19 protein-coding genes are annotated in these 24,115 nt (G+C 62.8%); 18 read left to right on the top strand and 1 reads right to left on the bottom strand.

The genetic code is table 11. The annotated features are described in order from the left end of the window. Positions 1-169 precede the first annotated feature (169 nt). The 15 genes from D0B32_RS23600 to D0B32_RS23530 all read left to right on the top strand — a co-directional run bounded on the left by D0B32_RS23600 (position 170) and on the right by D0B32_RS23530 (position 17,608). Positions 170-1,285, top strand: coding sequence for a helix-turn-helix domain-containing protein (locus D0B32_RS23600; RefSeq protein ID WP_117336690.1), 1,116 nt, complete (start codon positions 170-172; stop codon positions 1,283-1,285). An 83-nt stretch (positions 1,286-1,368) separates the two neighbouring features. Further along, positions 1,369-2,676, top strand: coding sequence for a flavodoxin-dependent (E)-4-hydroxy-3-methylbut-2-enyl-diphosphate synthase (ispG, locus tag D0B32_RS23595; RefSeq protein ID WP_117336689.1), 1,308 nt, complete (start codon positions 1,369-1,371; stop codon positions 2,674-2,676). A 17-nt stretch (positions 2,677-2,693) separates the two neighbouring features. Then, positions 2,694-4,034: a histidine--tRNA ligase gene (gene hisS, locus D0B32_RS23590; RefSeq protein WP_117336688.1), complete on the top strand. Its 1,341-nt coding sequence runs from the start codon at positions 2,694-2,696 to the stop codon at positions 4,032-4,034. A gap of 64 nt (positions 4,035-4,098) precedes the next feature. After that, positions 4,099-4,728, top strand: a complete 630-nt coding sequence (locus tag D0B32_RS23585) for a tetratricopeptide repeat protein (RefSeq protein WP_117336687.1) — start codon at positions 4,099-4,101, stop codon at positions 4,726-4,728. Positions 4,729-4,790: 62 nt separating this feature from the next. Further along, complete coding sequence (bamB, locus tag D0B32_RS23580; RefSeq protein WP_117336686.1) at positions 4,791-5,936, top strand: outer membrane protein assembly factor BamB; 1,146 nt, start codon at positions 4,791-4,793, stop codon at positions 5,934-5,936. 458 nt (positions 5,937-6,394) lie between these two features. Then, on the top strand, positions 6,395-7,732 hold the full coding sequence (gene der / locus D0B32_RS23575) for a ribosome biogenesis GTPase Der (RefSeq protein WP_117336816.1): 1,338 nt from the start codon (positions 6,395-6,397) through the stop codon (positions 7,730-7,732). 142 nt (positions 7,733-7,874) lie between these two features. Next, a complete protein-coding gene (gene hfq / locus D0B32_RS23570; RefSeq protein ID WP_006051315.1) occupies positions 7,875-8,111 on the top strand; it encodes an RNA chaperone Hfq in 237 nt (78 codons plus the stop codon). 30 nt (positions 8,112-8,141) lie between these two features. Beyond that, positions 8,142-9,440: a GTPase HflX gene (gene hflX, locus D0B32_RS23565; protein ID WP_181969881.1), complete on the top strand. Its 1,299-nt coding sequence runs from the start codon at positions 8,142-8,144 to the stop codon at positions 9,438-9,440. Between the two features lie 49 nt (positions 9,441-9,489). Next, entirely contained in the window at positions 9,490-10,908 is a 1,419-nt protein-coding gene (hflK, locus tag D0B32_RS23560; protein WP_117336684.1) for an FtsH protease activity modulator HflK, read from the top strand. Between the two features lie 11 nt (positions 10,909-10,919). Continuing rightward, positions 10,920-11,822 (top strand): protease modulator HflC, encoded by a 903-nt coding sequence (gene hflC / locus D0B32_RS23555; protein WP_117336683.1) that lies wholly within the window; start codon positions 10,920-10,922, stop codon positions 11,820-11,822. A gap of 43 nt (positions 11,823-11,865) precedes the next feature. Then, on the top strand, positions 11,866-12,057 hold the full coding sequence (locus D0B32_RS23550; protein ID WP_117336682.1) for a DUF2065 domain-containing protein: 192 nt from the start codon (positions 11,866-11,868) through the stop codon (positions 12,055-12,057). 69 nt (positions 12,058-12,126) lie between these two features. Continuing rightward, the gene (locus D0B32_RS23545; protein ID WP_117336681.1) at positions 12,127-13,278 is read left to right on the top strand and encodes an ATP phosphoribosyltransferase regulatory subunit; all 1,152 of its coding nucleotides are present in this window, start codon (positions 12,127-12,129) and stop codon (positions 13,276-13,278) included. 203 nt (positions 13,279-13,481) lie between these two features. Further along, positions 13,482-14,828: an adenylosuccinate synthase gene (locus D0B32_RS23540; RefSeq protein ID WP_117336680.1), complete on the top strand. Its 1,347-nt coding sequence runs from the start codon at positions 13,482-13,484 to the stop codon at positions 14,826-14,828. Between the two features lie 3 nt (positions 14,829-14,831). Next, complete coding sequence (locus D0B32_RS23535; protein WP_117336679.1) at positions 14,832-15,416, top strand: phosphoribosyltransferase; 585 nt, start codon at positions 14,832-14,834, stop codon at positions 15,414-15,416. Between the two features lie 305 nt (positions 15,417-15,721). Continuing rightward, on the top strand, positions 15,722-17,608 hold the full coding sequence (locus D0B32_RS23530) for a potassium transporter Kup (RefSeq protein WP_117336678.1): 1,887 nt from the start codon (positions 15,722-15,724) through the stop codon (positions 17,606-17,608). Between the two features lie 227 nt (positions 17,609-17,835). Here the strand turns inward: D0B32_RS23530 and D0B32_RS23525 are convergent, their stop codons facing one another. Beyond that, entirely contained in the window at positions 17,836-20,184 is a 2,349-nt protein-coding gene (locus D0B32_RS23525; RefSeq protein ID WP_117336677.1) for a Tex family protein, read from the bottom strand. A 301-nt stretch (positions 20,185-20,485) separates the two neighbouring features. Between D0B32_RS23525 and D0B32_RS23520 the strand changes: the two genes are divergently transcribed. From D0B32_RS23520 to D0B32_RS23510, 3 genes are all read left to right on the top strand, one after another. Continuing rightward, positions 20,486-21,427 carry a colicin transporter gene (locus D0B32_RS23520; RefSeq protein ID WP_147329560.1) on the top strand — a complete coding sequence of 314 codons (942 nt, stop codon included), beginning with the start codon at positions 20,486-20,488 and terminating at the stop codon, positions 21,425-21,427. Between the two features lie 74 nt (positions 21,428-21,501). Then, positions 21,502-21,720: a DUF465 domain-containing protein gene (locus D0B32_RS23515; protein ID WP_117336676.1), complete on the top strand. Its 219-nt coding sequence runs from the start codon at positions 21,502-21,504 to the stop codon at positions 21,718-21,720. A gap of 62 nt (positions 21,721-21,782) precedes the next feature. Beyond that, entirely contained in the window at positions 21,783-24,050 is a 2,268-nt protein-coding gene (locus tag D0B32_RS23510; RefSeq protein WP_117336815.1) for an ATP-dependent DNA helicase, read from the top strand. The last annotated feature ends 65 nt before the right edge of the window (positions 24,051-24,115 follow it).

Genomic DNA, 24,115 nt, shown 5'->3' with positions numbered 1-24,115 from the left:
CGAAACATCCACGGTGCATCGGGGTGTTGAAAAGAAAGTTGAGAGAAGCGATCGGAAGCGGCACATGAGGCCGCGCATTTTGTTATAAACGGACTGCGAACCGGATTCGAGGCAATGACGCCCGACGGAATCGCACGAATGAAAAAGAATCGACGCGAAAGGATTTGGGATGAGTGAGCCGCAGCACCCGCACCCGCAGGACACAGGGAACCACGCAGGGCATCCGGAGCCGGCAGCACGGGCTGTGGTGCAGCCGGCCGTGTCGCCTGTCGGGCAAACGGCGTTGGACTCGCTGACGGCGGTGGGCGCGCGGCTCGCGCAATTGCGCGAATCGAAAAACTGGTCGATCGACGACGTATCGGCGCGCCTGAAAGTGTCGTCGGCCAAGCTGCGTGCGCTCGAGGCGGGTGACATCAGCCATCTGCCTGACACCACTTTCGCGCTTGGCGTGGTGCGCAGTTACGCAAAGATGCTCGGCGCCGATCCGGCGCCCTTCACGCAGGCGTTGCGTCGTGAGAAGGGCATCGCTGAGCCGAATCTGTCCATGCCCGCCTCGTCTGGGCGCGATCTGCCGCGCGGGCGCGTGTCGCTGTCGCTCGGCGGTAACGGGCAGCGGCATCGTTCATGGCTGTGGGGTATCGCGGCGGTCATCGTTGCTGTCATCGCGCTGGCCATGTGGCATACCAACGGCGGCGATTCGTCGGCGTGGCTGGCGCGCCTGCGTGCGACGGCCAACAATGCGGCGGCTGGTCCGAATGGCGCATCGGGGGCCGTGGCGCAAGGACAAACGGCGAGTTCGGATGCATCGCAGGATGCTGCGGCATCGGCGAGCGACCAGGGTCAGGCGGCAACGGATAACGCTGCGTCGGGGACACCGATGCCTGCGCCGTTGCCCACGGCTGATGTTGCAGCTTCGGCGGCGCCGCTCGCGGCCGCGCCAAAAGCGGCCTCGCAGACCGCGGCACCAGCATTGAACAAGGCAGCAAGCGCGCCAGCGGTGGCCACGGCGGCATCGCAGGCGGTAACGGCAGCGGCAGGTGAGTCGATCGTCGCGGTCCGCGTGACGCAGGATAGCTGGTTTAGCGTGCGTCAGAACGACGGCAAGGAGTTGTTCTCGGGCCTCGTGCAGGCGGGCAACACCAAAGAGGTCACGGGCGTCGGACCGTTCAAGGTCACTGTCGGCAACAAGGCAGGACTCGATTCGATCACGCTCGACGGCCAGCCAGTCGACCCGCAGAAATACGCGTCCGCCAAGGGCAATGTGGCGCGCATGACGCTGCCTTGATAGGGTCCGCGTCGCGGCTGAAAACGGCCGCGGCGCTTTTTCAATTCATGCGGCATGCGTGAAGCGCAACGCATGCGGTGTAAATGGGTTTTTCGATGCAATCCCAATCCAGTAGCCAGATCAGTTCCACCGAACCGGTGTTCGGCGGCCACGCGCCACGTCGCAAATCGCATGCGGTAGACGTCCGTTGGGGCGGCCAGCTCGTGACGATCGGTGGCGACTCGCCCGTTCGCGTGCAGTCGATGACCAACACCGATACCGCAGATGCGATCGGCACGGCCATTCAGATCAAGGAACTCGCGCAAGCGGGCTCCGAACTCGTGCGTATCACCGTCAATACGCCGGAAGCGGCGGCGGCGGTGCCGGCGGTGCGTGAGCAGCTGGACCGCATGGGCGTGTCGGTGCCGCTGGTGGGCGATTTCCACTACAACGGCCACCTGTTGCTGCGCGATTACCCCGCGTGCGCAGAGTCGCTGTCGAAGTACCGTATCAATCCGGGCAACGTCGGGCATGGCGCCAAGCGCGACACCCAGTTCGCACAGATGATCGAAGCGGCAATCCAGTACGACAAGCCGGTGCGTATCGGCGTCAACTGGGGCAGTCTCGATCAGGATCTGCTCGCGAAAATGATGGACGAAAACGCGACGCGCAGTACCCCGTGGGAAGCGCAAAGCGTGATGTATGAAGCGCTGATCCAGTCGGCGATCGGCTCGGCCGAACGCGCCGTGGAACTCGGTCTGGGCCGCGACAAGATCATTCTGTCGTGCAAGGTCAGCGGCGTGCAGGACCTGATCGCGGTGTACCGTGAACTCGCGCGCCGTTGCGACTTCGCACTGCATCTGGGGCTGACGGAAGCGGGCATGGGTTCGAAGGGCATCGTTGCCTCGACGGCGGCGCTTTCGGTGCTGTTGCAGCAAGGCATTGGCGATACGATCCGCATTTCCTTGACGCCTGAACCGGGCGCATCGCGCACGGGTGAGGTGATCGTCGGTCAGGAAATCCTGCAAACGATGGGTCTGCGTTCGTTCACGCCGATGGTGATCGCGTGCCCGGGCTGTGGACGTACCACCAGCACGCTGTTCCAGGAACTCGCCTCGCAGATCCAGACGTATCTGCGCACGCAGATGCCGGTCTGGCGCGATCAATATCCAGGCGTCGAGAAGATGCATGTGGCCGTGATGGGCTGCATCGTCAACGGCCCGGGCGAATCGAAGCAGGCCAATATCGGTATCAGCCTGCCGGGTTCCGGTGAGAATCCGGCCGCACCGGTGTTCATCGACGGCGAGAAGGTAAAGACGCTGCGCGGCGAACGCATTGCCGAAGAATTCCAGCAAATCGTGAGCGAATATGTCGAGCGCACGTATGGCCGCGCGACCGCGCTCAACGCATAACCGTCAATCGAAGACAGATGACTGAACAGAAGAAAAAGCTTGAGAAGCTGTCCGGCGTGAAGGGCATGAACGACATCCTCCCGCAGGAAGCTGGTCTGTGGGAGTTTTTCGAAACGACCGTCAAATCCCTGCTCCGTTCTTACGGATACCAGAACATTCGGACACCGATCGTCGAGCATACGCAACTGTTCACGCGCGGTATCGGCGAAGTCACTGACATCGTCGAGAAGGAAATGTACAGCTTCACCGATGCGCTGAACGGTGAAAACCTGACAATGCGTCCGGAAAATACGGCCGCTGTCGTGCGCGCTTCGATTGAACACAACATGCTGTACGACGGTCCAAAGCGGCTGTGGTACATCGGGCCCATGTTCCGTCACGAGCGTCCGCAGCGTGGCCGCTATCGCCAGTTCCATCAGGTCGGCGTCGAGGCGCTCGGCTTCGCTGGACCCGACACCGACGCTGAAATCATCATGATGTGTCAGCGTTTGTGGGACGACCTGGGACTCACCGGCATTCGTCTCGAGATCAACTCGCTGGGTCTCGCGGAAGAACGCGCGGCGCATCGCGTCGAACTGATCGCGTATCTGGAAAAGCACATGGACGTGCTCGACGAAGATGCGAAGCGTCGTCTCTACACGAACCCGCTGCGCGTGCTCGACACGAAGAATCCGGCGCTGCAGGAAGTCGCACAGAACGCGCCGAAGCTGATCGATTTCCTGGGCGAAGCGTCGCGCGCCCACTTCGACGGGCTGCAGCGCATCCTCAAGTCGAACAACCTGCCGTTCACGATCAACCCGCGTCTCGTGCGCGGTCTCGATTACTACAATCTCACCGTCTTCGAATGGGTGACCGACAAGCTCGGCGCGCAGGGCACGGTGGCGGCGGGCGGCCGTTACGATCCGTTGATCGAACAGCTGGGCGGCAAGCCGACGGCGGCATGCGGCTGGGCAATGGGCATCGAGCGCATTCTCGAACTGCTGAAGGAAGATGATCTCGTGCCGGAAGACGAAGGCTGCGATGTCTACGTCGTTCACCAGGGCGACGCAGCGCGCGAGCAGGCCTTCATCATCGCCGAGCGTTTGCGCGATACGGGCCTCGACGTCATTCTGCATTGCAGTCCTGACGGTCAGACGGCGAGCTTCAAGTCGCAGATGAAGCGCGCCGACGCGAGCGGCGCCGCCTTTGCGGTGATCCTCGGCGAAGACGAGATCGCCAACGGCACCGTGGGTGTGAAACCGTTGCGGGATACGAGTCAATCGGGCGGTAAGAACGAGCAACAGAACGTTCCGGCCGAAGACTTGACCGAATTTCTAATCAATGCGATGGTTGCATCCGCCGAAGACGGCGACGACTGATTGCGATGTAGTCGGCCACGCGGTTCGACATATACAAGGTTAAAAGAGAAGGAATCGCCTGGCGATGAGTTACCACGACGAACAAGAATCGATTGAAGGGCTGAAGGCATGGTGGGCACAGTGGGGCAATGCCACCACGTGGATCGTGCTGGCCGCCCTGATCGCCTCGGCTGGCTGGAACGGCTGGAATTACTGGCAGCGTCATCAGGCAGCGGAAGCCGCAGTGCTGTACGACCAGGTGCAACAGGCCGTGAATGCCGGCGACAAGGCCTTGGTGACCCGCGTGTCTGGCGACATGGAAAGCCGCTTTGGCGGCACCGCGTACGCGCAGATGACGGCACTCGCCGCAGCGAAGGCACTGTATGCAGCAGGCGATGAAGCCGGCGCGAAGGCGCAGCTGCAATGGACCATCGACAACGCGAAGGACGACGAATTCAAGCAGATCGCCAAGTTGCGTCTTGCTTCGCTGCTGCTCGACGACAAGGCCTACGACCAGGGCCTGGCGTTGCTCTCCGAGCCGCAGTCGGACGCGTTCAAGGGTGTCGTTGCCAATGGCCGTGGTGACCTGCTCGCCGCGCAAGGCAAACGCGATGACGCACGTGCGGCCTACCAGCTCGCACTCGATGCGCTGCCGAAAAACGATACATCCGAGCGCCAGTTGATTCAGTTCAAACTGGACGCGCTGGGCGGTTGATCGCCATAAGCGACAATCCACCCCTTCAATTTGATTAATTTCCCTAAATGCAACGTCAACCGATGAATCTGCTGAAACGCTACGCTGTGCCCGTTGCCTGTGCGATGACCGTCTTCATGCTGGCGGCTTGCTCATCCACGAAAGACGAGCGCCGCACGCCGACGCCGCTCACCGAATTCAAATCCGTGCTGACCGTGCAGCAGGCCTGGAAGTCGAGCGTCGGCAAGGCGGGGCGCTATCTGTTCTCGCCGGTCGCAGTCGGTAACGACGTCTATGCGGCAGGGGCCAACGGCTCGGTGGCGAAGATCGACGCGACAACCGGCAAGGATGTCTGGCGCGTGAAGGTGGGTAGCGATCTGTCGGCAGGCGTCGGTAGCGACGGCACGTTGACCGCGGTCGGCGCGCTCAAGGGCGAAGTGTATGTGCTGGGTCAGGACGGCAAGCTGCTGTGGAAGAACACTGCACCGGGCGAAATCATCTCGCCGCCGCTGGTCGGCAATGGCTACGTGATCGTGCGTACGGTCGACGGCCAGATCACGGCGTTCAACGCGCAGACCGGCGAGCAGCGGTGGGTGTACCGCAACCGCGCAGTGCCGCTCAATCTGCGTGTGTCATCGGGCATGACGTTCGCGGGCGATGCAGCCGTGCTGGCAGGTTTCCCGGGTGGCTCGTTTGCCGCCATCAACGTGCAGACGGGTGACGCCTACTGGGAAACGCCGGTGTCGTACCCGAAGGGCGTAACGGAAGTAGAGCGGATCAACGACGTGACGGGTGCGCCTACGCTGGTGAACGCACAAACGTGCGCGGTGACGTTCCAGGGCCAGCTTGGTTGCTTCGACGCGAACTCCGGCCGTCCGCTGTGGGAAAAGGCCTTCTCGAGCACGACCGGTCTCGCGCAGGATGAAAGCACGGTAGTGGGCGGCGACGACTGGTCGGTCGTGAACGCGTTCGACGCCACCAGCGGCAAGCAACTTTGGACCAACGACAAGCTGAAGAACCGCGACGTCAGCATTCCGTTCCTGCTCGGTCACGCGGTCGTGCTGGGCGACTATCAAGGCTTCGTGCACTTCCTCTCGCGTGATGACGGCACCTTCGTTGCGCGCCTGCCCACTGACGGCAGCCCGATCACCGCAGCGCCGGTACTCGCGGGCGAGACGCTGGTGGTGCAAACGCATGACGGCGACCTGTACGGGTTCCGTCCGCGTTAATTGAGGTTCGGGCGTCTGCTGCACGACGTCCGCTGAGGGCAGCAGTAGCGCAGGCCGGCTTTGCCGGCCGCGCGCGTTTGCAGGTTATTCAAACCCGAGTCATGCGCATGACGCGGGTGGCCCGAACAGAAACAGATCAAGTAGAAACAGAACGACAGACTGCTGGCCTGGCTGGTCCAGCAGTCGCTTCCGAGACGGTCCGCGTCACCGTCCGAACCTGGCGGCATCGGCAAGCCGTGGGCGCTGCGATGCGACGCGCCGCGACATTGAAACCCAGTGGCGCAACGGCATCGCCCATACAGCCAACTCAACGTCCGCCCGGCCGCGCATATTTGCGGCGTATCCGGGGCCGGCCGAATTCGTGCTAATTTGCGTCAAACGCAGCCGCGACGCGGCCGCCTGGCGTCGCGCGCGGGATGCTCGTTGTCGACCCCGCGTTTCACCGTGAACAACATCTGATGAAACCCGTTATTGCCCTTGTGGGGCGCCCCAATGTGGGGAAATCCACGCTATTCAATCGCCTCACGCGCTCGCGTGATGCACTCGTTGCCGACTTGCCGGGCCTCACGCGCGATCGCCACTATGGCGAAGGCCGTACCGGCGAGCGTCCTTATCTCGTCGTCGACACCGGCGGTTTCGAGCCGGTCGCGAAGGACGGCATCCTCCACGAAATGGCGCGGCAAACGCGTCAGGCCGTCGAGGAATCGGACATCGTCGTGTTCATCGTCGACGGCCGCAATGGTCTCGCGCCGCAGGACAAGTCGATTGCCGACTATCTGCGCAAGACGGGCCGCCCCATCTTCCTCGTCGTCAACAAGGCCGAGGGAATGAAGTACAGCGCAGTGGCCGCCGATTTCTACGAGCTGGGACTCGGCGACCCGCGTGCCATTTCCGCCGCGCACGGCGACGGCGTCACCGAGATGATCAACGAGGCGCTCGAAGTCGCTTACGCCGGTCAGCCGGAAGAGAGCGACGAAGAGAAAGCCACGCGCGGCATCAAGATCGCCATCGTCGGCCGTCCTAACGTCGGCAAGTCGACGCTGATCAATGCGCTGGTGGGTGAGGAACGCGTGATCGCTTTCGACATGCCGGGCACCACGCGCGATTCGATCTACGTCGACTTCGAGCGACAGGGCAAGCCCTACACGCTGATCGACACGGCAGGCTTGCGCCGGCGCGGCAAAGTGTTCGAGGCGATCGAGAAATTTTCGGTGGTGAAGACGCTGCAATCCATCTCGGATGCGAACGTCGTGATTCTGCTGCTCGATGCCCGTCAGGACATTTCCGATCAGGACGCGCACATTGCCGGCTTCGTGGTCGAGCAGGGCCGCGCGCTGGTAGTTGGCGTAAACAAATGGGACGGGCTCGACTCCCATGTGCGGGACCGCACAAAAGCCGACTTGCAGCGCAAACTAAAATTCTTGGACTTCGCCAAGTTTCACTTCATTTCGGCAGCAGAGAAAACGGGGATCGGCGCGTTGATGCGCTCGGTCGACGACGCTTACGCTGCCGCTATGGCCAAGCTTCCGACACCGAAGCTGACGCGGGCGCTGATCGACGCAGTCGAATTCCAGCAGCCACGCCGCCGCGGTCCGGTGCGCCCGAAGCTGCGTTACGCGCACCAGGGAGGACAGAATCCACCGATCATCGTCATCCACGGCAACGCGCTCGACGCGATCACGGAAACCTATAAACGCTACCTCGAAAACCGCTTCCGGGAAACTTTCGCGCTGACCGGGACTCCATTGCGCATAGAGTTCAGATCATCCACGAACCCTTACGCGGACAAAGGCTGAAACCCGCGTGTGTGTTGGGTTTGGCCGGATGGCCAGGCTGCGCGCGCAAAAACGAAAATCGGCTATAGTGTAGCGGTTGACGACGGATTTCTTTTTCTTCGTCGTCGATTTAGTCAACCTGCAAAAAAATACGGAGTTTGCTATGAGCAACAAAGGGCAATTGTTACAAGACCCGTTTTTGAACGCACTGCGTAAAGAGCATGTGCCGGTCTCGATCTATTTGGTCAACGGCATCAAGCTTCAAGGGAACATCGAATCGTTCGACCAGTACGTCGTGTTGCTCCGGAATACGGTCACCCAGATGGTCTACAAGCACGCAATCTCGACAGTCGTGCCAGCCCGTCCGGTGAATTTCCACCCGGATTCTGAACAGTCCTAACCCCCGTCGCGGCCGGCGTAGTGTCGCCCGTTGGCGATTTCTCCCGGCCGCCTCATTTTGATACCCTCCAATTTGATCAACGCAGCGCTTGTCGGCATCGACTTCGGTAAGATCGATTTCGAAGCCAGTCTCGAAGAACTCAGTCTGCTCGCGCAAAGCGCGGGTGCGAATCCCCTCGTTACCCTCACCGGACGCCGGTCCAGTCCCGATGCCAAGATGTTCGTCGGCAGCGGCAAGGCCGAAGAACTGCGTCTTGCGTGCGAGGCCAACGACATCGAAATCGTCATCTTCAATCACGCACTGGCACCGGCCCAGCAACGTAATCTGGAGCAGGCGCTTAACAGGCGTGTGATCGATCGCACGAGCCTGATCCTCGATATTTTTGCGCAACGTGCCCGCAGTCACGAAGGCAAGTTGCAGGTGGAACTCGCGCAGCTGCAGTACCTGTCCACCCGGCTGATCCGCGCGTGGACTCACCTTGAACGGCAGAAGGGCGGTATCGGTCTGCGCGGTCCGGGTGAAACGCAGCTCGAAACCGACCGCCGTTTGATCGGCGAGCGCATCAAGGCGCTCAAGACGCGCCTCGAAAAACTGCGTCGCCAGCACGGCACGCAGCGGCGCGCGCGTGAGCGCAACCGCACCATGTCGGTCTCGCTGGTCGGCTACACCAACGCGGGCAAGTCGACGCTCTTCAATGCGCTCACCAAGGCGCAGGCGTACGCGGCGGATCAATTGTTCGCTACCCTCGATACGACCTCGCGGCGCGTCTACCTCGGTGACGAGGCGGGCCAGGTGGTGGTGTCCGACACAGTCGGTTTCATCCGCGAGTTGCCTCACCAACTGGTCGCGGCGTTTCGCGCCACGCTCGAAGAAACCATTCACGCCGACCTGCTGCTGCATGTGGTGGACGCATCGAGCGCCGTGCGGCTCGACCAGATCGATCAGGTCAACGAGGTACTGCACGAGATTGGTGCGGACACGATCCGTCAGGTGCTGGTGTTCAACAAGATCGACGCGGTGCCAGAGCTGGCGGCCCGAGGCGACGCGGTCGAGCGGGATGAGTATGGTAATATTTCGCGCGTCTTTTTGAGCGCGCGCACCGGGCAGGGGCTTGATACATTGCGCGCTGCCATCGCCGAAATCGCAGCCGCTGATTCTCTTCCTGATGGGCTGCAGATTGAGCCAAAAGCAGAGCAGAACGAAGAGCCGAGCGAAGAGCGGAACGAAGAGACGAGCGCCGAGCCAAAAGCAGAGCCGCAAGAAGAGCCGGAACAACACCGGCTTGCAGCGCCACGCGACGACCGCAAGGTCCCCGAACTCGGGCACTGACCCGTCCCAATTGCACTGACCCGCTGTCTACTCTGGTGAACGAACACAGGTGAACGATTACAACGAGCGGAGTATCTGGCTGCGCCTGCGCGCCATTCTGTCGATGAACGATCCGCGCTGGGGCCGGGGTGAGGGCAATGGCGATCGCCAGCGTCCGAACGATCCAAAGCGTCCGCCGTCCGGCAAGGACGGTGACGGTCCGCCCGATCTCGACGAGATGTGGCGCGATTTCAACCGGCGCCTGAGCAGTGTGTTCGGCCGCAAGGGCTCGGGCGGCGGTTTGGGTCGCCCGGACAACGGCCGCGGTGCGCGCATTGGCGTGGGTATCGTGATCGGCGTGCTCATCGCCATTTATCTGGGCAGCGGCGTGTTCGTGGTGCAGGACGGTCAGGCCGGGGTTGTCACGCAGTTCGGCAAGTACCGTTACACGGCTGCGCAGGGCGTGCACTGGCGTCTGCCGTATCCGTTCGAAGCGCAGGAACTCGTGAATATCGGCGAAGTGCGCTCGGTGGAAATCGGCCGCAATAACGTCGTGCGTCTCGCCAACGTCAAGGACGCCGCCATGCTCACGCATGACGGCGACATCATCGACGTGCGTTTTGCAGTCCAGTATCAGGTGCGCAACGCCACCGACTACCTGTTCCGCAGTGCCGATCCGGATCAAAGCGTCGTGCAGGCGGGGCAGGCGGCGGTGCGCAATATCGTCGGCGCGCGCAGCACGGACGACATTCTCTATCAGGATCGCGAAGCAATCCGTCAGCAGCTCACCGACGCGATCCAGCATTCCCTGGACGAATCGCAAAGCGGGCTCGTCGTGACCGGTGTGACGATTCAAGGTGTACAGGCGCCCGAGCAGGTGCAGGCTGCCTTTGACGACGCCGCCAAGGCCCATCAGGATCGCGAACGTGCGAAGGCCGATGCGCAGGCCTACGCCAACGACCTGCTGCCGCATGCCCAGGCCGACGCCGCGCGTCTCGTCGACGAAGCAAAGGCGTATGCCGACCAGGTGGTGGCGCAGGCGCAAGGCGACGCCGAGCGCTTCAAGCAGGTCTACGAGCAGTATGCGAAAGCGCCGGCGGTGATCCGCGAGCGCATGTACCTGGACACCATGCAGCACATCTACTCGAATTCCACGAAGGTCTTTGTCGACAGCAAGGCGAGTAACAACGTCATGTATCTGCCGCTCGACAAGCTGGTCGAGGCGAACCGCCAGCACGCGGAGCAGGCCGCCGGGGCGAGCGCCGCATCGGGTGCAGCCGCTGCGGCTGCACCGCCAGCCGCCAGTGGTGCCAACGCTTCAGGCGCCACGGCGCCGGCCGGTTCCGCCGCGGATGCGACGAGTAATACGGGCACCGCGCCGGGCACCCCCGGCGCCGCGACGGCCGCCAGCGACCCCGACGCCGCCAGCGATTCGCTGCGCTCGCGCGACGCGTTCCGCAGCCGCGGCCGCGAAGACGACATTCAATAAGGAGCGCGAACATGAATCGAATCATTGCGCTCGTCGTGGGTATCGTCATCGTGCTGTTTGCTGCGTCGTCGATGGTGTTCGTGGTGGATCAGCGTCATATGGCCGTGGTGTCAGGGCATGGCGATGCCGAGCCGGTGTTGCTCGGACCTGGCCTGCACGTAAAGCTGCCGCCGCCGCTGCAGACGGTGATGCTGGTGGACAGCCGTATCCGCTCGCTCGACACACCGGATGAAGACCGTTACATCACGTCTGACAAAACGGATCTGCTGGTCGATCCGGTCGTGCGGTATCGCGTCGCCGATCCGCTAAAACTGTTCGCCCAGACCAAGGGTGACGAGCAGACCTTGCCGGACCGGCTCGCCTTGCTCGCGCGCAGCGCGCTGAGCGATGCCTTCGCGAAGGTCACACTCACCGACGCACTCGGCAAGCAGCAGGCCATTGCAGATGAAGCGCGCGGCGCGATGGCGTCGGCGGCGGGCTCGCTCGGTGTCGACGTGATCGACATTCAGCTGGCGCGCATCGACTTCCCGGCGGCCATGACCGACTCGGTCTTCAAGCGCATGAGCGCGGCACGCGAACAGGCGGCGAGCGTCGAACGCGCCAAGGGCGTGGCGGAAGCCGATCAGATCAAGGCCGACGCGCTCATCCAGCAGCAGGCGCTGCTGGCGCAGGCAAACCTGCAGGCGCAGACCATCAAGGGTGAGGGCGATGGCAAGGCCGCCGCGATTGCAGCGGACGCTTACGGCCGCGATCCCCAGTTTTATGAGTTCTACCAGAGCATGCTGGCCTATCGGAACACCTTCAAGCCGAACGACGTCATCGTGGTCGATTCGAGCAGCGAGTTTTTCCGCTTCATGCGTAGTCCGACCGGTGATGTGACGCCGGACGCCGCCGCGGCACCGCGCAAACACTGATCACAGGAGCGCCGCGGCGTCCGTCTCGCGGCACCCCATTCGCATGGATATAGTTGGCTCGTTATTGCTTGCGATCGCGCTGATGCTGATTATCGAAGGGATGTTTCCCTTCGTTTTTCCCGCGGCATGGCGCGACACGTTTCGTAAAATAGCGGAACGGCCCACGCATCAGATCCGCATTGGCGGCCTGATCGTGATGGCGCTCGGACTGATTTTGCTGGTGATCGCGACCTGAACCCGGTGCCACTTCTTTTCATTTCCCGGCGCGCGCAGGCGCCGCGTTCAATGTCGTAGGACTGTATCGATGTCGACCTGGTTACTTCCCGAGAATATTGCCGACGTGCTGCCGTCGGAAGCCCGCAAGATCGAAGAACTGCGGCGTCATCTGCTGGACCGTTTCCGCGTCTACGGCTACGAAATGGTGATGCCGCCGCTGCTCGAATATCTCGAGTCGCTGCTGACGGGCGGGGGACACGACCTCAATCTGCGCACCTTCAAGCTGGTCGACCAGTTGTCGGGCCGCACGCTCGGTCTGCGTGCCGACATCACGCCGCAGGTGGCACGCATCGACGCGCACCTGCTGAACCGGCAAGGCGTGACGCGTCTGTGCTACGCCGGCAACGTGCTGCATACGCGTCCGCGCGGTCTGCACGCCACGCGCGAACAGATCCAGATCGGTGCCGAAATCTATGGCCACGCCGGCCTCGAAGCCGACCTCGAAATCCAGCAATTGATGCTCGACGCGCTGCGTCTGGCAGGTCTGTCGAAAGTCCGTCTCGACCTGTGTCATGCGGGCGTGCTGGCCGCGCTGATCGCGGCGGAACCGGCCGCGGCACAGCTCGGCGAATCGCTGTATGGCGCGCTGGCCGGCAAGGACGTGCCGCGTCTTGCAGAACTGACGGCCAACCTGAGCCCGGTTATCCGTGACGCGCTGCGCGCACTGCCTGCGCTGTACGGCGATGGCTCGGTGCTGGAAGAAGCACGCCAGCGCTTGCCGAAAATGCCGGAGATCGACCGTGCGCTCAACGACCTCGCGTTCCTCGCCTCGCAGGTGGAAGGCGCGGAGGTGATGATCGATCTGGCCGATCTGCGCGGCTACGCGTATCACAGCGGCGTGATGTTCTCAGCCTACGTGGATGGCGTGCCGAACGCGGTGGCCCGCGGCGGCCGTTATGACCATGTTGGCCAGGCGTACGGCCGTGCACGTGCGGCAACCGGCTTCTCGCTCGATCTGCGCGAAGTGGCGCGCATCTCGCCGGTCGAAGCGCGCAGCAGCGCGATTCTCGCGCCGTGGCAGCACGACGAGGCATTGCGCGCGAGCGTGGCTGCGTTGCGCGACGCCGGCGAAATCGTCATTCAGGCGTTGCCGGGTCATGACCATGCGCTCGATGAATTTGCCTGCGACCGTGTGCTTGTGGAGCGCAATGGTGCATGGGTCGTCGAGCCGCGTTCCTGAGCACGCCGAACTGCTGCGCGCTCGTGCCACCGGGGCATGCTCACGTACGCTTGGTCGCGCGTGAGCGCGAAGTAGCACCGCATCAGATGAAGTAGCATCCGCTATACCCAACATAACGCCCATGCCTTTGAGCGGAAACGGAAAAATTCGGAAGCTTCCGCGAAGATGGGTAGAATACGTTTTTAACCAGCTTAAGAAACAACATGTCTGCCAGCGCAGTGAATGTGAACCCCGGGCGCAACGTCGTCGTCGTGGGGACCCAGTGGGGTGATGAAGGCAAGGGCAAGATCGTCGACTGGCTGACGGACCACGCCCACGGCGTCGTTCGCTTCCAGGGCGGTCACAATGCCGGTCACACGCTTATCATCGGCGGCAAGAAAACCATCTTGCGTCTGATTCCGTCGGGCATCATGCATCCCGGCGTGGCGTGCTACATCGGCAATGGCGTCGTGTTGTCGCCGGAAGCACTGTTCAAGGAAATTGGCGAGCTCGAAGCCGCCGGCGTGGACGTCCAGAAGCGCCTGTTCATTTCCGAAGCCACCACCCTCATCCTGCCGTATCACGTCGCCATCGACCAGGGCCGTGAAAAGCGCCGTGGCGCCGCCAAGATCGGCACCACCGGCCGCGGCATCGGCCCGGCCTACGAAGACAAGGTGGCGCGTCGCGGCCTGCGCGTGCAGGACCTGTTCGATCCGGAAAGCTTCGCGGAACGTCTGCGCGAAAACCTCGATTATCACAACTTCGTGCTGACGCAGTACCTGGGCGTCGACGCGGTCGACTTCCAGCAAACGCTCGACACGATGCTGAGCTACGCCGATCGTCTGAAGCCGATGGTCACGGACGTCTCGCGCCGTTTGTATGACGAAAACGCGGCCGGCCGCAATCTGCTGTTCGAAGGCGCGCAAGGCACGTTGCTCGATATCGACCACGGCACGTATCCGTTCGTCACCTCGAGCAACTGCGTGGCCGGTGCGGCCGCGGCGGGCGCAGGTGTGGGTCCGCAAAAGCTGAACTACATTCTCGGCATCACGAAGGCGTACTGCACGCGCGTGGGCTCGGGTCCGTTCCCGAGCGAACTGTACGACGCGGACAACGCGGATCGTCAGGAGCAGATCGGTCTGACGCTGGCTACGGTCGGCAAGGAATTCGGCTCGGTGACCGGCCGTCCGCGCCGCACGGGCTGGCTGGACGCAGCCGCGCTGCGCCGCTCGATCCAGATCAACGGCGTCTCGGGTCTGTGCATGACCAAGCTCGACGTGCTCGACGGTCTCGACGAAGTGAAGCTGTGCGTCGGCTACAAGGTGGATGGCAAGGACTGCGATCTGCTGCCGCGCGGCGCAACGGAAGTGGCGCGTTGCACGCCGGTGTACGAGACCTTCGGCGGCTGGAAGGAAAGCACCGTGGGCATCAAGGAATGGGACAAGCTGCCGGCCAACGCGCGCGCATATTTGACGCGTGTGCAGGAAGTGGCGGGCGTGCCGATCGACATGGTTTCGACTGGTCCCGATCGTGACGAGACGATTCTGCTTCGTCACCCGTTCAAGGTTTAACAGATGACGCAGGGTGTACCCATGATTGCGATGAAGGACCCGCGCAATGACGACAAGAACCTGTGGGTCGGTTGGGACGAGTATCACCGCCTGATCGAACTGCTGGCGCTCGCGGTCCATGAGTCGGGCTGGAAGTTCGACAAGATCCTGTGTCTGGCGCGCGGCGGTTTGCGTGTGGGCGATCAGCTTTCGCGCATTTACGATCTGCCGCTGGCCATTCTCGCCACCAGTTCGTACCGCGAAGCGGCGGGCACGGAGCAGGGCGAGCTCGACATCGCGCAATACATCACGATGACGCGCGGTGAACTCTCGGGCAACGTGCTGCTGGTCGACGATCTGGTCGATTCGGGCGTGACGCTCGCGCGCGTGCAGCAGCATCTGAAGGAACGCTATCCGGCCATCACCGCAGTGCGTTCGGCGGTGCTCTGGTACAAGGGTTGCTCGAAAGTGAAGCCCGACTATCACGTGCAGTTTCTGCCCACCAATCCGTGGATTCATCAACCGTTCGAGGAGTGGGACACGGTTCGTCCTCACAATCTCGGCGCATGGATCAAGCGCGGGATGGCGCAGGAGCGCGCGGAAAAGTGATGCGCGCCGACACGCGAGGCGTGTGGCATCGAATCCGCAAAAACGGAGCCCGGTTGGGTTCCGTTTTTTTTCGTCCACAGGTTTTGCAGAGATGGCGCGTGTCATGCAAAGCGCATGCGCAGCCTTATGTGACGGGCGTAGGCACGCCGCGTCGCATGCGCCTTGAAGCACTGACGCGCCTGTTGCTCGGTGCTAAACTGCGCGGGCTGTCCACGTGGTGTACGCACAACAGGCCGGGGCGCTACCTTACAGCCAGTTTAGAATAGCGCTCGTTTTTTCCGCCCAGGAACGGATCCCTCGCGTTTATGACAGAGTCCAATCACGTGCACAAACAGCCTTTGCCCTCGCTCGCGCTTGCCGCGATCGGCGTGGTATTCGGCGACATCGGCACCAGTCCGTTGTACTCGCTGAAGGAGGCGTTTAGCCCGTCGCATGGCATTCCGCTGACAGACCAATCCATCCTTGGTGTGATCTCGCTGCTCTTCTGGGCCATCGTGATCGTCGTCGGCGTGAAGTACGTGCTGTTCGTGATGCGCGCCGACAACAACGGCGAGGGCGGCGTGCTGGCCCTGATGGCGCTGGCGTTGCGGTCGGTGGATCACACGAAAAAACTGGCCGGTCTGCTGATGATGCTCGGCATCTTCGGCGCCTGCATGTTCTACGGTGACGCAGTCATCACGCCGGCCATTTCGGTGATCTCCGCAGTCGAAGGTCTCGCAATCGCCGCGCCGAATCTGTCGCATCTGGTGCTGCCGCTCACCATCGTCATTCTCATCGTGCTGTTCTGGATACAGCGACACGGCACCGCAATGGTGGGCCGTCTGTTCGGCCCGATCATGGTGGTGTGGTTTGTCGTGATCGGTCTGCTCGGCATCGTGCACATCGTGCAGTCGCCGAGCGTCATTGCCGCGCTCAATCCCTACTACGCCTATTCGTTCATGGCCGCGCACGTGTTGCAGGCCTACGTCGTGCTTGGCTCCGTGGTGCTGGTGCTGACCGGCGCGGAAGCGCTGTACGCCGACATGGGTCACTTTGGCGCCAAGCCGATCCGCATGGCCTGGTATGCGCTGGTGATGCCGTCGCTCGTGATGAACTACTTCGGCCAGGGCGCGCTGCTGATGCACGACCCGAAGGCCATCGAAAATCCGTTCTTCCTGCTCGCACCAGATTGGGCGTTGCTGCCGCTCGTGGTGCTGTCGACGGTGGCGACCGTGATTGCGTCGCAGGCGGTCATTTCAGGCGCCTATTCGTTGACGAGTCAGGCCATCCAGTTGGGCTACGTGCCGCGCATGAAGATCCTGCATACGTCGGATCTCGCAATTGGCCAGATCTACGTGCCGGTGGTGAACTGGATGCTGCTCTTCATCATCCTGTGCATCGTGGTCGCCTTCAAGAGCTCGGACAACCTCGCCGCCGCGTACGGCATTGCCGTGACGGCGACCATGGTGATTACGACGATCCTTGCCTGCGTGGTGATGGTCAATGTGTGGAAGTGGAACAAGCTGCTGGTGGCGCTCATCATCGGTGGTCTGATGGTGGTCGACCTGGGCTTCTTCGGCGCCAACCTGCTGAAGGTGGAAGAGGGCGGCTGGCTTCCGCTTGGTATCGGCGCACTGCTGTTCTTCCTGCTGATGACCTGGTTCAAGGGCCGCATGATCGTCAAGGAGCGCACGGCCGCGGACGGTATCCCGCTCATGCCGTTCCTGCAGGGTCTGCTCGCGCATCCGCCTCATCGCGTATCGGGTACGGCAATCTATCTGACGGGTAGCGCCACTCTGGTGCCGGTCAGCTTGCTGCACAATCTTAAGCACAACAAGGTGCTGCACGAACGCACCATCTTTTTGACCTTCATGACGAAGGACATTCCGTACGTGAACGACAGCGAGCGCGTGACGGTCAAGGAAATTGGCGGCGGCCTGTTCCTCGTCAAGGCGGCGTATGGTTTCAATGAGACGCCGGACGTGAAGGCGGTCCTGCTCGACGTGGGCCGCACGCATGACATGACGTTCGAGATCATGGACACGTCCTTCTTCCTTGCTCGCGAAACGGTGGTGCCGACGCAGTTGCCGGGTATGTCGGTGTGGCGCGAACGGGTCTTTGCGTGGATGCATCAGAACGCAGCCAAGCCGACCGATTTCTTCAGTATTCCGGCCAATCGCGTAGTGGAGCTGGGGACGAAGATCGAGATTTGATGGAATGAGAGACGCCGCCGCGCTCGAAAAATGACGCGGAGTGTTTTTCGTCGAGGACGAGGAAGTTCGTTTAAACGCGGCTGGCCAATAGAAACCTGTGATTGCCAGCGGACAAAACCGCACAAAGAAATAGCCCAATCAGCGTGAGCCGATTGGGCTATTCATTTGCAAACCTCTTGAATCAGGCGCCCGATCGAATTGCCACCGGGCACCTCTTCAGGCAGCGATCAGCGCTTGAGTTTCGCAAACGCCGCGGCCATCGCACCCGCTGGTTCCGGCTCACGCGAGCGCGGCTGTTGTGCGCGGGCGTTGCCACCCGGCCGCGCGTTGCCGCGCTCCGGCTGCGCGCCTGCACCACGAGGCGCAGCACCGCCGCCGCTTGCACCGAAGTCGTCCGCAAGGCGCATGGTGAGCGAAATGCGCTGACGCTTCACGTCCACTTCGAGCACCTTGACCTTGACGATCTGACCAGCCTTGACGACTTCGTGCGGGTCCTTGATGAACTTGGTGGACAGCGCCGACACGTGCACGAGGCCGTCCTGGTGAACGCCGATATCGATGAACGCGCCAAACGCGGCGACGTTCGTCACGACGCCTTCCAGCACCATGCCCGGCGACAGATCCGAAATCTTCTCCACGCCTTCGCGGAAAGTCGCGGTCTTGAACTCGGGACGCGGATCGCGGCCCGGCTTTTCGAGTTCGCTCAGAATGTCGCGAACCGTCGGCAGACCGAAGCGATCGTCGACGAACTCGGCCGGCGAAAGGCCTGAGAGCGCCTCACGATTGCCGAGCACGTCGCCCACGTGCTTGTTGATCTTCGCGAGCATACGCTCGACCACCGGATATGCTTCCGGGTGCACCGACGAACGGTCGAGCGGATTCTCGCCGTTGTTGATGCGCAGGAAGCCGGCCGCCTGCTCGAAGGTTTTGTCGCCGAGACGCGGCACCTTGCGCAGATGTTCGCGGGTCGGGAACGGACCATTGGCATCGCGGAAATCGACGATGTTGCGCGCGAGTGTGGCGTTCAAACCCGACACACGTGCGAGCAGCGCAACGGAAGCCGTGTTCGCATCCACGCCGACCGCGTTCACGCAATCTTCGACGACCGCGTCGAGCGAGCGCGCCAGCTCGCGTTGATTCACGTCGTGCTGATACTGGCCGACGCCGATCGCCTTCGGTTCGATCTTCACGAGTTCAGCGAGCGGATCCTGCAGACGGCGTGCAATCGAAACCGCGCCGCGCAGCGACACGTCCATTTCCGGAAACTCTTTTGCTGCCAGTTCGGACGCGGAATACACCGACGCGCCCGCTTCGGACACCACGATCTTCTGCAACTTGAATTCCGGGTGACGCGCGATCAGTTCGCTCGCCAGCTTGTCCGTCTCGCGCGAGGCCGTGCCGTTGCCAATGCTGATCAGTTCAGCCTGGGTCTGCGCGCACAGACGCGCCAGCTTCGCGAGCGAGCCGTCCCAGTCGCGGCGCGGCTCGTGCGGATAGATTGTGTCGGTAGCGAGCACCTTGCCGGTGCGGTCCACCACCGCCACCTTCACGCCGGTGCGCAGACCCGGATCGAGACCGATCACGGCCTTCGGCCCGGCCGGCGCCGCGAGCAGCAGATCCTTCAGATTGCGGGCGAACACGCGAATGGCTTCACCTTCGGCTTCTTCGCGCAGATTGGTGAGCAGTTCGTTTTCGATGTGCGGCTGCACCTTCACGCGCCAGCACCAGCGGCAGACGTCGGAGAGCCATTTGTCGGCGGGGCGGTTCTGGTTGGCAATGGCGAAGTGCCGCGCAATCAGCGCTTCGCCCGGATGCGGCACCTGCGCGTCCAGTTCTTCGCCCAAGCCCAGCTTGACCATCAGCACGCCGGCGTTGCGGCCGCGGAAGAGGGCAAGCGCGCGGTGCGACGGCACCGTCTTGATGGTTTCCGAGTAGTCGTAGTAGTCGCGGAATTTCTCGCCTTCTTCGCTTTCCTTGCCTTCCACCACGGCGGACGACACCACGCCCTGGTTAAACAGGTACTCGCGCAGCTTGCCGAGCAGTTCGGCGGTTTCGCCGAACTGTTCGGAGAGGATGTCACGCGCGCCGTCGAGAGCGGCCTTCACATCGGCCACGCCTTTCTCGACGTCCACGAATTTCGCGGCTTCGGTTTGCGGATCGAGCAGGGGATCGGCGAGCAGCGCGTGCGCCAGCGGTTCGAGCCCGGCTTCGCGGGCAATCTGCGCACGCGTGCGGCGCTTCGGCTTGTACGGCAGATAGAGATCTTCGAGGACCTGTTTGCTGTCGGCGCCTTCGATGGCGGCACGCAGTTCGTCCGTCATCTTGCCCTGCTCGTCGATGCTGGCGATGATCGCCGCGCGCCGGTCTTCCAGTTCACGCAGGTACAAGAGACGCTCTTCGAGGTTACGCAATTGCGTATCGTCGAGATTGCCGGTCACTTCCTTGCGGTAACGCGCGATAAACGGAACAGTCGAGCCTTCGTCGAGAAGTTGCACCGCGGCCGCGACCTGGCGCGGCTGCACGGAGAGTTCGCTGGCGATGCGCTGTACGATCTTGAGTGCTACGGTTTCCGTCATAAGCTCTAGGTGTTCCTGCCGGACTCGATCTAGGGTCGCATAAGGCGACACGCGCGAGGCACGCACGCCGCGACCGGGTTGCTGAAGCGGGGCATTTTGCCATAAATGCAAAAGGGCTCAACCGCAGGGTGATAGAATTTCGGGCATGTTCCGTTGCCCACCTACGACGTTGCCGATCTCCCGTTTTCCTCTTGCTTCGCTTGCCGTCTCGCTGATCGTCACGTTTGGCGCGCCGCTCGTTTCCTGCACGACGCTCGGCGTTGCCGCTGCCGCTGCCGCTTTCGCCGTGAGTGCACCGGCTATGGCACAGGCTCAACCGGGACCACAGTTGGCACAGACAGCGCCAACCGGTGCGGACGCGTCTGGAATGGCTGCCGCGAGCGCGCCTGCCGCCGACCTGCGCAACGACGACAGCACGCTGGGCGCGTCGGCTGCGCCAGTGAACGATTTCGAGGCTCGGCAGAACACGCTGAACCGGCGCAGCGAACTGAACAACTACAACTATGCGGTCGCCGAGCACGACTGCTATAGCAAGTTTTTCGTGAACTACTGCCTCGGCAAGGCGCGCGACAAGATGCGTACCGTGCAGGCGGACATCCGCAAGGAACAGCTCGCGCTGAACGAAGAGCAACGCGCCGCGCACGCGCAGCAGCGTGACGAGCAGGCTGCTATCCAGCGTGCGCAGGACGAAGCGAACGCCCCGCAGCGCGCCGCGAACGAAGCGAGCAGCCAGCAGGCATTCGAGGAAAAGCAGCGGCAGAATCAACTGGACAAGGCCCAGCGTGACGCCGAAGCGCCGCAGCGCGCGGCCAACGAGCAGTCCTACCAGCAGAAGCTCCAGCAGCATGCCATCGACCAGGCGCAGCGCGGCGTCAGCCCGTCGCAGGCGGCGGCCAACCAGCAGGCTTACCAGCAGAAGTTGCAGCAGCACGCCGTGGATCAGGCGCAACGCGGCGTGAACCCCACGCAGCCGGGCGCCAGCCAGCAGGTGTCCAGCCAGAAACAGCAGGCCGACTTCCAGACCCAGCTCGAGCAGGCACGCGAGCAGGGCGCGCAAAAGGCCCAGGAGCGGGTCGAGAAGCAGGACAGTTACGCGCGCAAACAGGAAGCGGCCGCGCAGCACCGGCAGGATGTCGAGGCGCGTCAGAAGCAGGCTGCCGAGAAGGCACAGCAGAAACAGCAGGATCAGTTGCAGCAGCAACAACAGCTGGAACAGCAACAGAAACAGCAGCAACAGCAGTAACGCGTTTTAAGCCGGACAGCAACCTCAGGCGGGCAAGCTGCACGAGGCAGCCCTCGCCGCATAGGGAGGCGAGCATGCGCGACCATCATCACGTCATCGACGCGAACGCACTTCAGGACCGTATCCTGCAACTGGAAGCGGAGCATAGTGGGCTCGACCGTCTGATCGACAAAATGTCGGATGAGCCCGGCTTCGACGACCTGGAGTTACAGCGCCTGAAAAAGCGCAAACTCAAGGTCAAGGACACCATCATCTTGCTGCAATTGCAGCTCGAACCGGACACGCGCGCTTAAGCGCGACCTGGCAGGCGCCGGGTCGCCCGCGCGGGCACCGGATTTTGCAGGAAACGCTTGCCTTGAATTCACCGCTTGTTTCTACTTCGCGCCCCACGTCGAGTGACGAGGCGCCGGCTCGCGATCCCCGCAGCGCGGGCGGCACGCTGGCGGCATCGCTGAATCCGCGCCGCCAGTCCGAGCTCGACGACATCTTCGCCGCAGACGGTTTGCTCGCGCGGCAAATCGACGGCTATCGCTCGCGAGCCTCGCAGATCGAGATGGCGCGTGCCGTCGCGGCCGCAATGGAAGCCTCGGGGCGAGCCATGCCCGAGCCCGCCATGTTCGAGGCACAGAAACGCCCCGCAAGAAGGTTGCAAACCTCTGCAGAGGGCGTGGGTGCAGCGGGCGCCGAGACGACCCCGGCGGAAACCCCGGATGGTCTGGATGGCAGCGAGAACACGCTGATCGTCGAAGCGGGCACCGGCACCGGCAAGACCTATGCGTATCTCGTACCGGCCATGTTGTGGGGCGGCAAGGTGATCGTGTCCACCGGCACCAAGCACTTGCAGGACCAGTTGTTCCAGCGCGATATCCCCACCGTGCGCGATGCGCTGGCCGTGCCGGTTTCGGTCGCCATGCTCAAGGGGCGCGCCAACTATCTGTGTCACTACTACCTGCAGCGCACCGCGGACAATGGCCGTCTGCCGTCGCGCCAGGAAACCTCGTATCTGCAGGACATCGTCCGTTTCGCGAAGATCACCCGCACCGGCGACAAGGCCGAGCTTGCGAGCGTGCCGGAGACGGCGGCGGTGTGGTCGATGGTGACCTCCACGCGCGACAACTGTCTCGGCCAGGAATGTCCTCACTACAAGGACTGCTTCGTGATGCAGGCGCGCCGCGAGGCGCAGCAGGCCGACATCGTGGTGGTCAACCATCACCTGTTCTTCGCGGACATCATGCTGCGCGACACGGGGATGGCCGAACTGCTGCCCACGGCCAACACGATCATCTTCGACGAAGCGCACCAGTTGCCCGAAACGGCGACGCTGTTCTTCGGCGAGACCTTGTCGACGGCGCAGTTCCTGGAACTCGCGCGCGATTCGGTTGCTGAAGGTCTGAGCCACGCGCGTGAAGGGGGGGACTGGAGCAAACTCGGCGCCGCGCTCGAACGGGCCGCGCGCGATGTGCGGCTGGCGTTCAGGGAAGATTCGCTGCGACTGTCGATTGGCCAGCTTGCCGACGATCATCCGCTGTTTGCCGCGCTCGAAGCGCTGGAGACGGAACTCACCGCGCTGTCGAACGCGCTTGCCAGCCAGGCGGAGCGTGCCGAATCGATTGGCGCGTGTCAGCGTCGCGCGCGCGAGTTGCAGGGCATCCTGGCGGGTTGGACCACGCCGCCCACCGAGGTCGAGCGCGACGCTGCTTCGGGCAACGCCGGCGCGTCGGATGCGAAAGCGGCCGCTGATCCCAACGAGAAGGTTCGCTGGATCGAAGTGTTCGCGCATACCGTGCAGTTGCACGAGACGCCGCTCTCGGTGGCGCCGATTTTTGCCAAGCAACGCGCGGGCGTGCCGCGCGCCTGGATCTTCACATCGGCCACTTTGTCCGTGCGCGGCGACTTCACGCATTACGCAGCGCAGATGGGGCTGAACGCGCGCCGCTCGATGACGCTGCCAAGCCCCTTCGACTATCCGACGCAAGGGTTGCTATACGTGCCGCGCAACCTGCCGCAGCCGTCCTCGCCCATGTTCACGGACGCCGTCTTCGACGCCGCGTTGCCGGCCATCGAGGCGTCAGGAGGGGGCGTCTTCATGCTCTGCACGACCTTGCGCGCGGTGGATCGCATCGCCAACAAGCTGCGCGAAGTCATCGAGTCACGCGGCTGGAACTACCCGTTGCTGGTACAGGGCGATGCGAGCCGGACGGAGTTGCTGGATCGCTTCCGCGCGCATGGCAATGCGATCCTGGTGGGCAGCCAGAGCTTCTGGGAAGGCGTGGATGTGCGCGGCGATGCGCTTTCACTGGTGGTGATCGACAAGCTGCCGTTTGCACCGCCGGATGATCCGGTGCTGTCGGCCCGTCTCGAGGCGCTGACCAAAAAGGGCTTGAGCCCGTTCGCGGTTCATCAGTTGCCGCAGGCAGTGATTACGCTCAAGCAGGGCGCAGGGCGTCTAATTCGCGCTGAGACCGATCGCGGCGTGCTGATGATCTGCGATACCCGGCTCGTCGAGAAACCGTATGGGCGCCGTATATGGCAGAGCCTGCCGCCTTTCAAGCGTACCCGTGAGATCGACGTGGTGCGGGAGTTCTTCGAAGAGCGTGAAGCGGGGGCGGTGTCGGAGAATTGAGGGGGCCGTTGAGCGGGCAGTTGAGCGCGCTGCCGGCCGCGTGAAAATCGGCCGCAAGAAGACTG

The sequence above is a fragment of the Paraburkholderia sp. DHOC27 genome (genome assembly GCF_003429005.1).
GTDB lineage: Bacteria > Pseudomonadota > Gammaproteobacteria > Burkholderiales > Burkholderiaceae > Paraburkholderia.
The sequence above is the reverse complement of the archived record's forward strand: the minus strand, read 5'-3'. Positions and strand labels throughout refer to the sequence as shown.